General features: G+C 33.4%; 10 protein-coding genes. 1 reads left to right on the top strand and 9 read right to left on the bottom strand.

Annotated elements, in window-relative coordinates; genetic code table 11:
• The first annotated feature begins 28 nt into the window (after positions 1 to 28).
• Positions 29 to 523, top strand: a complete 495-nt coding sequence (locus BOQ62_RS05475; protein WP_129037780.1) for a hypothetical protein — start codon at positions 29 to 31, stop codon at positions 521 to 523.
• A 352-nt stretch (positions 524 to 875) separates the two neighbouring features.
• On the opposite strand, the gene BOQ62_RS05480 is transcribed toward BOQ62_RS05475, so the two are convergent.
• From BOQ62_RS05480 to BOQ62_RS05520, 9 genes are all read right to left on the bottom strand, one after another.
• A complete protein-coding gene (locus BOQ62_RS05480) occupies positions 876 to 1,295 on the bottom strand; it encodes a hypothetical protein (RefSeq protein ID WP_129037782.1) in 420 nt (139 codons plus the stop codon).
• A gap of 118 nt (positions 1,296 to 1,413) precedes the next feature.
• A complete protein-coding gene (locus BOQ62_RS05485) occupies positions 1,414 to 1,878 on the bottom strand; it encodes a DUF4375 domain-containing protein (protein ID WP_129037784.1) in 465 nt (154 codons plus the stop codon).
• A 201-nt stretch (positions 1,879 to 2,079) separates the two neighbouring features.
• Positions 2,080 to 2,460 (bottom strand): hypothetical protein, encoded by a 381-nt coding sequence (locus BOQ62_RS05490; protein ID WP_129037787.1) that lies wholly within the window; start codon positions 2,458 to 2,460, stop codon positions 2,080 to 2,082.
• A 25-nt stretch (positions 2,461 to 2,485) separates the two neighbouring features.
• Entirely contained in the window at positions 2,486 to 2,899 is a 414-nt protein-coding gene (locus tag BOQ62_RS05495; RefSeq protein ID WP_129037788.1) for a hypothetical protein, read from the bottom strand.
• Positions 2,896 to 3,570, bottom strand: a complete 675-nt coding sequence (locus BOQ62_RS05500) for a hypothetical protein (RefSeq protein WP_129037790.1) — start codon at positions 3,568 to 3,570, stop codon at positions 2,896 to 2,898. Before BOQ62_RS05500 ends, BOQ62_RS05495 begins: the two co-directional genes overlap by 4 nt.
• 593 nt (positions 3,571 to 4,163) lie before the next feature.
• Positions 4,164 to 4,640, bottom strand: a complete 477-nt coding sequence (locus tag BOQ62_RS05505) for a hypothetical protein (protein WP_129037792.1) — start codon at positions 4,638 to 4,640, stop codon at positions 4,164 to 4,166.
• Positions 4,619 to 4,816 carry a hypothetical protein gene (locus BOQ62_RS05510; RefSeq protein WP_129037795.1) on the bottom strand — a complete coding sequence of 66 codons (198 nt, stop codon included), beginning with the start codon at positions 4,814 to 4,816 and terminating at the stop codon, positions 4,619 to 4,621. Before BOQ62_RS05510 ends, BOQ62_RS05505 begins: the two co-directional genes overlap by 22 nt.
• A gap of 479 nt (positions 4,817 to 5,295) precedes the next feature.
• Positions 5,296 to 8,958: a DUF6443 domain-containing protein gene (locus BOQ62_RS05515; protein WP_129037796.1), complete on the bottom strand. Its 3,663-nt coding sequence runs from the start codon at positions 8,956 to 8,958 to the stop codon at positions 5,296 to 5,298.
• Between the two features lie 18 nt (positions 8,959 to 8,976).
• Entirely contained in the window at positions 8,977 to 11,943 is a 2,967-nt protein-coding gene (locus BOQ62_RS05520; RefSeq protein ID WP_129037798.1) for a hypothetical protein, read from the bottom strand.
• Positions 11,944 to 11,946: the final 3 nt, after the last annotated feature.

Consider the following 11,946-nt stretch of genomic DNA (forward strand, 5'->3'; position numbering starts at 1 on the left):
AAAATAATTAAAAATAAAAAAAATAAATATGGAAAATGAAAATAAAGTGTCTAACAGTAATGGAATGGAGCTTTTAGAAAAGTTGATCCAATCAAATAAGGAAAACATTGAACAAAATGTCGAACTCAGGTTTGCCATTGAAGACCATACGACTTTATTACATAATTTACAGATGAGTTTGGAAGGAGGACAATCTCTCTGTGATGAAACTGCATCCCTCTTTAAATTGGAGCGGGCTAAAAGAGCTGAATTCATTGCCAGTATTCCAACTCGGGTAGAAACAGTTCTCTCAAAAGAAACTCGTAATTATTTGGATGATTTTCAAAATAATATAAAACGGGGAAAGAAATTTATTTGGGGTGGAATTGGAATTTTTGTTATTGCAGTTATAGTATTGATTACCTCCATTAACTTCGCGAGCAATTGGTACAAAGAAAGCATAAAAGCCAAAAGTGAATTACGCCAGGATATTTTAAAAGAAATTGCTGATGAAGGAAAAAAATCTACGATGAAAAAGAGGTGATGATATTGAGCGAAAATACCCAAATAATGCAATTGTGGATGAAAAGTAATCCTAAAAAAGCGGAAGATTTTTTAAGATTTAAAGATGGATTTAAAGCCAGTAAAGAAAATAGATGAAAAAATATTCCTTATTTGTGAGATATTTTAAAATGAGAGCATAGAATGTAAAAGGTTTTTACTGAATCAACGAACCATAACTATAGAATTTAAACAATATTTCCTTCGACCAATTTCAGGGGTAATTTTCCTGGCAAATGGTATTAATATAATTGACTCCATTGGAAAAATAGACTCCTGCATAATACCTCAAGCAGGAGTCATTCAATTACCTAAGTGAATTTAAAATCTTAGCATTATTCTAAATCTTCAATATCAGCCTGATCTATATTGTAATTTTTTAATAGCAAGTAAGCTTTTTCAGATATTGCTAAATCATTTTTTTTTGTAATAAAAAAGTCATCTCTATATGATTCCCCACTTATTTTAGCCCAAAAGAAGTTGGGTAGTTCCTTATTTGAATGTAGCTCTAAAAAAGTTTCTGATTGAGATAATATAACATCATCAAAGCTTATACCTGTGAGTTTCTCATGTTCTATGCCTGTTCTAAGCTTTTCTGTTACTATGTAGCATGGAAAAGATTCTAAAATATCATCTCCTAACCAACCCTCAAATTCATAATGAAGATTTATAATAAGAGGAGGAAAAAAAGAATTATCTATTTGGGTTTGTTCACCTAAGCCTCCGGCTACTTCTGGTTCAATAAGTTTATACATTATATTAATTATTTTAAAAATGAGAATGCTATATAAAGACAGCTTCACATAAAATATATTAGATATTTACTTCTCTTCAAGTAATTCTATAAATAAATCTTTTGTAATTTCAAATTTATTATTCATAATTATCTAAGTATTGTTGTAATAAATCATTAACATTTTCTTCTTCCAATTCATAATATTTATCATCCAATTCATTTAGCTGATCGAATAATAAATCGTCAAAATCTACAATTTTTGAGAATTCTCTGTTAAAAATTAAATGTCTAAACTTATCTTCTGTAAAATATTCCTCGTTGACAAGGTGAGTTGCAGAATCTAACAGATCGGCTCTTTGAGGTGCCTTTATTAATTTTAAATTTTTAATAGCTAAATAGGCAAATTGCCCATAAGAGTTGAAGAAATATTGATGAAATCCTCCATTTTCAATTTGCCAATTAAGGAAGATAACAGTGTAAGCAACTTGTTGTACCTTGGGCAAATTTAAAACATAATTATACCAGACATCACAGTCGTTTAAAATTTCTTCATCTAATTCTTTTACTGCTTCAGAATAAGTTTTATCAATAATATTCTCCATTTTATTTATTTTTAGCAAAGTTTACTGTACATCTTAAAAAAACAGAGCATTGAATTTCAATGCTCTGCTCTCATACTTTGGGTCATAAAATTAAGATAAAAGAATCTTTATTAATGCTTCATCTTCAATCTGTTTTGCAAAATCCAGTGTAGATCTACCAGTATTATTTTTTAGATGTTGCTTCAATTTATTTAATTATTGTTATTTCACACAATGATTTTTATATGAAAGCCCAAGAAAAGATGTGAAGTCTGTTATTGGAACCTCCTTATTTGAAGAATCATCAAACTTTTGAACAGCACCATCTCTCCAATGAGTAATAGAGCTTTTTAATACACTCATCTTTGTACTACAATTGATCTGTACATAAAACTCAGTAAATGCTATTCCAGGATTATTCTTTATGGTTTCTTCTATTTTGTGCCATACATAAACTTTATTCCCATCCTTTCTTTCTAACTTTTCATATATTTTGCTATCATATTGCCCTTTTGCCAGAAATTTATACTCATTTATTTGTTGAGCATATATTGATAAAGATGCAAGCAAACTTATCACAAATGAACTTTTCTTACTTATCATATTTCATTTTATTAATAAATGTTTATTATTTTTCCAAAATTATATTATTAATTTTTGTGGTATCGACCTTTATAGGTAATTCATTAATTTTCCATCCATTTAAAGGAATTTTGGAAGTATTATATATTGGATAAATATCTAAAATAACATTATTTAGAGGTTCTATTGAATCAAAAACTAAAAGATATTTTTGTCCCTTCTTTAAATCTAAATTTATTGTATTAGCATATTTTATATTATTTACAAAATATTCATAGTCTACACCTATTCCATTGGTATTTTTGTGATGCCAGTCACTTACTACTAATGCTGTAGTATATTTTTGCCTATTTGATACATTTCTAAGGCCATTTACTGAGCTAAAGTACCAATAACCAATCACGACTATGACTATGGAAATTAGAATAAAATGGAAGTTCTTATTGATTATTTTGTTCATTTTTTTATTTTATTTTCTATAATAACATCTGTTGTATTAAAGTAAATTCCAGGTAAAACGGTTGTACCCAAATAACCACTAAGGTAGCCATTTGTCAAACCATTATAATTTCCCACTCCCATTCCAAAAATACCAGTTAACGCTTTTGCGCTATTTACAGTAATATCATTCATAAATCCTTTTTTTCCTCCATCATAATATGAAGTACCAAAGTTATTAAGCATATTACCTCCGTAATTTAACCAATTCACTTTGATAGCTCCTAAGCCTTGTCCACCTCCTATAAATGCATTAATACCAGTTTGTTTCCAGTCAATGCTTCCTTTTATAGTTTTTTGTAATGTCATATCCGCAACTCCTCTTATTAAAGCCCCCTGCAGATAACTAGTTGCTGTTTCTCCTCCAAGTGTAGCAAGATAGGATCCCACAAATGGTGCGGCTAAAGCACCTCCAAACATTAAATAAAAATTTCTTTCTACTTTATCTGCTCCTGTTCTTGCAACTTCACTATAATAAAAAGCTCTATTTTGTTGCAAATTCCATTCCCTGAGTGCACCAGTGAGCTTACTCTTCATAAGATAACTGTTGTAACCATAATTTTTAGAATTATTCCAGGTAGATCTATTTCCATGAACATTTATAAGGAGCATTGTATAGGTCCAGTCTCCCATACTGAAAAATATCATCTTCAATATTTCAAAAAAACTATTTTATTTGTGCCAGCTATCCAAATATCAATTCAAATTTCTATTCATATTATTAAAAATAGAGTATTGATTTTCAATACTCTATTTATTATCAATGCTTTTGGCGCATTAACCAAAGTTAGTACTTTATAATTTCTTATTTATATGGGCTCCAATCTATTTGGCTCATCAAATAGATTGAATATATAAAACTAATTATTATAAATACTGAAATTCCAAAAACAACCCAACTACCGAGATTGTTTTTACTTTTAGGGAGTTTATCAAATTCTACATAATAATTTTTCCACTTATCATTATAATCAATAGTAATATATGATAGAGTTGAAAAAAATAATGCAATAATTATATAAATTCCTTTGGAGAAATTAATTGATTTATCAATGAAAATATTATAGTAATTTAAATGGTAATTGTAAACCAAAATTCCAAGACAATAATTACGACACCCGTTTTAAATGATGTCATGAATCTTCCACCTGATGCATCAGAAGTATATTCTATAGTTTTATAAATCTTATAGAAAAAATAATAATAAATCTTTTTAATATTCATAATCAAAGCTTTTGTGCTCCATAAGGAAATACATATTGATGTGGTAAACCACTATTTTGATTTAAGTTATTAAATGACTGCTGTCTTTGAGCTGTATCATTTATTGCACCTCCCCATCCTCCAGGATAGAAAGAATCTACACCATAGTAAAATATACTTACTGCAGCTCCTGCTGGTCCACCAAAAATTCCTAATGCACTTACATAAGTATTAACACTTGCTTTTGCTGGATGAACCGCATTTTGAGAATTCCTGTCCTTTGACCATTCAATCATACCGTAGGTATCTAAGGCAAGCCCAATGCCTGCACTACCATATCCAGTCCAAGTTCCAATACCTTTTAATCCTGTTGTCTTTGTGTAGGCATTTTTAATAAAAACATTTCCGTTAGCATTAACGCGGTATAACTTTATGGTTGAGCCTGTAGTTGTCACTTTTGCCTGCCCTGCAAAATTTTCTAAACTTGCTGCTGCTGCCAATCCCCAGTTTGCCCTTCCTCCAAAGCTATACCATTCCAGAGTATTATCTGGTTATAAGGGTGGAAATTATAATAAGACTGTCTAATTTCGGGAACATTACTGGCATACTTATTCATATAATTTCTAAACTGATCTGCCCAACCGGACTTATTACCTGACAGCACTACAGGAGGCATTGCATATATTTTTTTCAAATCATAATAATTGAGACTGTCCAACAAGTTTGGACAGCCCCAATTACATTTTATGATTGATAATATAGATAAAATGAAAAAGTAAAATTGATAAGTACGAGAGCTATTATTCCAAATACAATCCAATTACCACGATTATTTTCATTTTCTGTAAGTTTATCAAACTTATTAATAATATTTTTCCACTGTTTTTTACTGTGGAAAATAAAATAATCTATAATAGTTAATATGAGAATAATTATCATCCAAATACTATTTGGGAATATTCCCGAATCAGAGTGAAAAAGTATATTATAATAGTTGGAAAAAGAAAAAATTATAAATATTTCTAAAGTAATAAGTACTAAACTTGTTTTAAAATCACTCATAAATTCTCCTCCAAATTCTTTCGAAGTATATTCTATTGATTTATAAATCTTATAAAAAAGATAATAGTATGCTTTTTTATCATAATTAAAATTTTATGCACCATTTGGAGCCATTGTTCCCCAGTCCATGTGATAATTACCTTTAGTTTCAGCTGCTTCAATATCATTATGAACCCCATTCCAACCATTAGGATAGAATGCATCAATACCAAAATAAAAAATACTATAGATAGCACCTGCAAAACCACCCCATGTACCAACAGCTCCAACAACTGTATTTATTCCTGCCTTTGCCGGTTGTACAGCATTAGGTGAGTTAGGATTATTTTTATATACCTGCATACCTTTAACATCCATTGCAACACCTAAACCAAAGGAAAATTTCCCTAGCATACCTCCAATTTTGCTTATTGCTGTTGTCTTCGCATATGCATTTCTAATAAAAACATTTCCGTTACTGTTAGGTAAATATAATTTAATAGATGAACCCGTAGTTGTCACTCTTGCCTGCCCTGCAAAATTTTCTATACCCGCAGCAGCGGTTGTCAATCCCCAGTTTGCCCTTCCTCCAAAGCTATACCATTCCAGAGTATTATCGGGCTGATAAGGGTGGAAATTATAATAAGACTGTCTAATTTCCGGAACATTACTAGCATACTTATTCATATAATTTCTAAACTGATCTGCCCAACCGGACTTATTACCTGACAGCACTACAGGAGGCATTGCATACGTCCAGTCTCCCATACTGAAATTACCCCCATAGCTTACGTTAGAGTTGTACGCAAGACTTCCGCCTCCGCTTCCTCCTTTAGGACCACCGTCATAGCTTGTAAATCCTCCACCATCACTGAACCAATAAGAATTTGTACCTTCAGGAGTCGCTCTCCACATTTCATCCACTATTTGCTCTGTTGAATACCTGCCATCTGGATCCATCATATTAATAGGGTTGTTCATCACATAAGCATAAGGATTAGTAGAATGATAGCTTTCTGCCAGCTGGTCTATACCATTCCATCTTCCAAGATCCGGCATATACTGTCTCCAGCCATAATCCAGATTACCAGTACCCTGTAATTCTTTACCATTGTAAAGATATTTAAATTTATTATTACTTGTATCTCCTGTATTATAACCAGCATGTTTTAATCCAAATGGATAATAATTATTTTCTTCAATAATTACTGGCTGTCCAACGCTTCCTTTTGTATAAGACAATCTTATATTTCCCAGTTGGTCTTTATACTGGTACACGTACCTGCTATTTACAAAGTCATAGTATCCTTCCTCATTAGCCAGCACAAAGGAAGTCTGTGTTCCTGTAGAGCTGTTGACAGTGTACTGAAAAGCCCCCAAGTAATCTGTTACGTCCACATTCTTTGTCATCTGTACTTTAGTACCATCAGAAGAATAAACATATTTCAGAGTCTCAGTTTGAGATGTAGAAGGAACTATGGAAGGAAGATTCAGAAAATTATAAGAAATCTTTTCCAACTTTTTGTCCAGATGTTGCGTAAGGTTTCCATTGGCATCATATCTCATCACAGCTCCTTTTCCCCGGGCAAGCGGATACCCGCTCAAGGCATTTCCTTTTCCTGATTCGGCAACAGATTCCAGTTGGTTTCCACCACTTATATAATTATAGGTAAGATCGTCCATCACCTCAGCGGTACCATTCACAGCACTTCCCGTTCTATTCAGTGAAATGATATTTCCACCAGTATCATAGCCTATCACCTCACTATATTCTTTAGAATAGGGGTTGGTTGCAGTTTGGAAGAATCCTGCCAATAATCTTGATGCCCCATCATATACATAACCATATCTTCTTAATGGCTCATTAGCACCGGAAGCTGTTTTCCAGTCTGTTTCTGCAATACTTCCGTTATATTTCGGTTTCACCCTATGATGAACAAAAGAGTTGTTTGGTACTTCTGCTCCCTCAACAGTATTATATTTTACTCTATAGGCAAATAACTTACTTCCCATACTGTTTATATCGGAACCATTAATCCCGGTAAGCCATCCATGGATGTTGTAAGAATAATCAATGCTCTGAAGTGTACTTCCTGTTTTCTTATTAACGATTTGTCCCAGATCATTATAGGTATAGTCAGAAAGAAGCTCTTCCGTATTGGATCCAATCTGCTGATAATGTTTCAGCAGGAAATTCTGAGGACTATATACAAACCTGTCTTTTACCGTAATCTGAGTATTAGATGTATTTTTTGAATGGAAAGTATAGGATTCCTTTGTTTTCCCTGAAAAATCCAGTAAAGCTTCTGTACGGGTAAAACCACCCAGATGATTACCTTCATAGGTCCCGATCACCCTTCCCAAAGTATCATACCACAGTACCGATGAAGTCCATTTTTCATTTTCGATATTTCTTGTAATGGATGCCGTAGGAAGAATTTTAGTACTTCTTACAGATGACAAACCATTGACAGTAATATTCGATGGTACAGCAGCAAGGGTGTTACTTCCTTGTATTTGTTGAGGCCTATCAGGTACCCCTGCAGGATACTCATCATAATAATTTACCTTCAAGACAGTTAAACTTCCATTAGGAAAAGCTTCCTGAGTATAGTATATGTTGAGATTATTCTGAGCGAACGGTGAATTGCTCGATTTTTCATTATTAAGTACGTTAACCGAAATATTATTCAAGGTTGCCTGAATATCTGCTCTTGAAGCAGTTGAAGGAAAGAAACCGTAGTATAAAGACCTTCCAAAGGCATCATATTTTGTGAACATCCAGCCCTTTTGTCCGAAATTGTTCGTAGTGGTTCTTAAATTTCCATCTTGTCCAAGTACCTGCCTGTTCTGTTTATCAAAAACAAAATATTCCCAATCCTTCCCCGGTACTTTTTTCTCAACAAGCCTATAGTATTGGTCATATTTGTATTGATAACATAATGTATTTAATACTGCCTGAATTTGTGCTAGAGTACCAGATACTGCTGCCTTGGGAGGGATTATAAATGATATATTTCCAGTGTCATCATATACATAATAGGTATCAAGATTCTCAGAAGAGCCATCTATTTTAGTATTGATTTGGCGGAGCATTATTTTTACTCCCCGAGAATTGGTAAATATTTGATTTTCATTTCCATCCTCATCTTTTGAAACGGTCTTAAATAATGTACCAGCCTTATAATATCCTCCTGAAGTAAAGGCATCATCTGCTCCCGATAGGAGAGAGACATCATAGATACCTGCTGTCGGATTCCAGACTGTTACAGCCCGAAATCTCTTAATTTGCCCATCGGTATTAAGTGCATATTCCATTTTTTGAACGTGTGTTCCAGTTAACTGCCATTCAGTTCCAGGCATTGCCTGTTTCTCCGGTCTTCCCAATGGAGATTTTTCATAAGCTGCTTCCGAATAGGCGTTGGGAACACCATAATAGGTATTTACTGTATTTCCATTCGTTGCTGGTAAATAAGCCCCATTCTGTGAATCTGCGGGTAGTGGGAGATAAGATTTAGTTTGTCTTCCTGAAGAATCATATGCAATAGGAACTACAATGTCTTTTGCAGACGGAGATCCTTTTATTGCAATATTCTGAACAGGCCTTCCCAATCCGTCCATATACTGTACAGTCTGGAGCTGCCCAGCTCCAGACTGTTCTGAAGTAACAGCTTCCATATAAATTCTGCTGTAGATGTAGTTCTCACTCTGAGTTAAACTCTGCGCTTTGCCCAGAACAGAGAGAAAGAGAGAGAGTGACAATATAATATTTTTCATTCTATTAGATTTAAGATGTTAAGGTTGTGGCTTGTTGTTGTACTTATATTCCTTTAGAATATTTCCATTTACATCGGCCACTGTTTTCAGTCTCCCGTTTTTGTCATACTGATAAATCTCTCGAATACCATTAGGAGGAGTAGTAGTGGTAACACCTATTAAAGGATCATAAGTATAGGTTGTAATCTGAAAATTTTTCAAAGCTGTATTACTTCTGAACAGATCTAACGCTTTAACAAGTTCTGTTTCAGATGAGGCATCTTTGTCAGCATTTGATTTTAAAACAATATCATCTGCTAAGGTTCCTATATCTGTGAGTCTGGCACCTTCTATTTTTGCAATAGGCATGGTTTGGTTATATCCCCAGATTAAGACAATAGGAAATCCATTTCCTGAATTCTCATCAACATTTACCATATATTGACGTATATTCCCATAGCTATCATAAACCTCATATTTTACAGTTGTTTTACTGCTTCCATTATCTGTATTGCTGACCTTTAATGATATTGGATCAAATCTTCCCGAGTTAGTATAGAAATTTTCTGTTTTAGCTGTAGCTTTTCCATCTATTTTCATCTCTGTTTCCAACGGAACTGAAAAAATATTGGCATCCATCATCTGTGTTTTATTTTTATCTGCTGCATACCTGATCCATTTTTCTGTGACAATTCCATCAGAAGATGTTTCTTTAATAAAACCTGTTTTAAAGTTCTCCGGATTAAAACTTGTTTCACTTATAGTCTTTGCAAAGACATTCCCTGAAAAATTTTTTGTAGTGATTTTTGTATTCTTGATGTAAGCAGGCTTAGTATACATTTCTGCAATACCATCATATGCACCTATTTTCAGATCAGGAAGATTTTGAAGTGTCTCAAATTCTGTCTCGTATTCTAAAGAGGATAATAAAAGGTTTTGGGCATTATATACCTCTTTCTTTTCTAATACACCGGATTTTGTTATAGGATAATATTGCCAAAAGCTGGTAGGGTTTCCATCCACTGTATATGAAGTTTTTGAATAATCATCCGGATTTTTGAAATAATACTGTACAAAACCGTTTTCTCCATCACTTACAGATACATTTTTGTACAACACATAGCCAGGAAAAAAATTATTAGTACTTTCTGCTTCATTTCTAAAAATATAACCACTAGAGCTAATAGGGTCACTGAATGAGCCATAATTATATTGCTCTGTTTTCGATGGAACAGTTTCTGTATTACTCGTGTAATATTTGATATTTTTGAGTCTCGGACCATACTTATAAGTACTGATCTTGTTAGGATAAGGTCCATTTTTAAGCTTTATTTGGGACATTAGGAGTTGTGCTTTACCGCCTGTTCCTGAAACACTTATTGTATAAGTACCGGGTAATAATTGATAAATAGACACTTGATTGGAAATACAAAATGTACTCATCACTTCATTACTTTTTTTCAGCGTATAAGTCAAATCAAAATGATAATGTCCTCCAGGTTGAGGATTACCTCCCGGATCAGGCTGATCATTAGGATCAGGGGTATCTGGAACCCAGATTCCCGGTGGATAATATTCACTAACAAGAAATTGTAATGCTACTGATTTTGTCACTCCCGGGGATCCTGTAACTGTGAGGGTATATTGTAAACTCTGATTAGTATCTACATTAAGTACCGGAACTAACGGCTCCCAATCCTGTACATATGGATCGACTATTTTCCCCGTGCCCATTGCATTTTCCAGATACTGTGGTGTACTTCTATTAAAAAAGTAATCATGAGCCTCATAATTATATTCAGCTATTCCACCCATAGGATAAATAATTCTTTTTAGTAATCCCGGCATCTGGTAAGAGTCGAAATTGCCAGGTGTGGAAACAGGCTCAACATAACAAAAATATGTATTATTCTCATTAAGAGTCTCTTGATAAGGATTATATACAAAACTTGTTTTTTCATACTCTATCTGATCTTTATTAATCTTTATGAGTTTATCAAGAAGTCTTCTTCCTATCTCTTCAGTATTATCTGTGGGGGTAGGTGGATAAAGTTTAATCCAGCTGTATATGAATTTATATCCAGAAATTACAATTCCCCAAGTATCTTTCAACAGAATTTGTGATATACTGTAAGGATCATTCATTGTTTTTTCCTTTGTTTCATCATATTGATAATCTATGCTTACCGAGCCTAAGCCATCAGCATTTATCTTTGAAAGTTTACAACTCCGATAGACAATAGGAGAATTCGGCTCTGAGGAAGCATGCTTGCTATCTTTTCTATATTCAAAGCTTGCAACAACCGTATTATCTGGCATTTTGATCTGGCTTAAAAAGAAGGCTGACCTGTACGGCAGAACAGCATCAGTATTACTACTTTCACTATAATCAGTAAAGATATACTGATATCCGTTTTCATCTATAATGGTAAAACTTAATACTGTAAAATAAATTAGTGCTGTGGTATCCCTGATATAGGTTATTTTTACTTTATTCGCTGAAAGGCTTTGAATATCAATGCTACCTGTAGTCGTATTTTTGTTAAATTTGAATTTTCCTGAAACTCCCGGTAAATTATAATAGTAAACATCATCAAAAATTTCCGGGGAATTACTCTGAGGATTTTCACTGTATTGAACCTCATTTAAGGAGCCTATAATTTCTCTTGAGATTACTCCTCCGGCAAAGAGAGACCAACCTGTGCCAGTTTCTCCAGCAGGTTCCAGCTGTTTTACGTTCATAGAATTATAAGCCAGTGATAGTGGCAAAGAAATATTCTTGGAGCGTGTAGGCAGCTCAAGCAAAGGGATTGATATATTTGATGTACCACTGGCTATTGAAGCCGGAGTATTGTTATAAGCTGCTAAAGAGGATACAGACGCCACAGGATGAGCAAAGTCCCCAAAATTAATTTCTGGAGTTTGAGCCCTTAACATATTGGAGATTATAATTCCGATGAATATTCCTGTAAATTGTAACAGCTTGTATTTTATATTTTTTTTCATGAC

The sequence above is a fragment of the Chryseobacterium sp. CH21 genome, assembly GCF_004119445.1.
Classification (GTDB): domain Bacteria; phylum Bacteroidota; class Bacteroidia; order Flavobacteriales; family Weeksellaceae; genus Chryseobacterium.

What these genes read in the sequence shown, in the direction of transcription:
- BOQ62_RS05500 (WP_129037790.1), bottom strand. Translation starts at nt 3,570, where the DNA reads ATGGGAGACTGGACCTATACAATGCTCCTTATAAATGTTCATGGAAAT.
- BOQ62_RS05480 (WP_129037782.1), bottom strand. Translation starts at nt 1,295, where the DNA reads ATGTATAAACTTATTGAACCAGAAGTAGCCGGAGGCTTAGGTGAACAA.
- BOQ62_RS05510 (WP_129037795.1), bottom strand. Translation starts at nt 4,816, where the DNA reads ATGCCTCCTGTAGTGCTGTCAGGTAATAAGTCCGGTTGGGCAGATCAG.
- BOQ62_RS05485 (WP_129037784.1), bottom strand. Translation starts at nt 1,878, where the DNA reads ATGGAGAATATTATTGATAAAACTTATTCTGAAGCAGTAAAAGAATTA.
- BOQ62_RS05520 (WP_129037798.1), bottom strand. Translation starts at nt 11,943, where the DNA reads ATGAAAAAAAATATAAAATACAAGCTGTTACAATTTACAGGAATATTC.
- BOQ62_RS05490 (WP_129037787.1), bottom strand. Translation starts at nt 2,460, where the DNA reads ATGATAAGTAAGAAAAGTTCATTTGTGATAAGTTTGCTTGCATCTTTA.
- BOQ62_RS05495 (WP_129037788.1), bottom strand. Translation starts at nt 2,899, where the DNA reads ATGAACAAAATAATCAATAAGAACTTCCATTTTATTCTAATTTCCATA.
- BOQ62_RS05475 (WP_129037780.1), top strand. Translation starts at nt 29, where the DNA reads ATGGAAAATGAAAATAAAGTGTCTAACAGTAATGGAATGGAGCTTTTA.
- BOQ62_RS05515 (WP_129037796.1), bottom strand. Translation starts at nt 8,958, where the DNA reads ATGAAAAATATTATATTGTCACTCTCTCTCTTTCTCTCTGTTCTGGGC.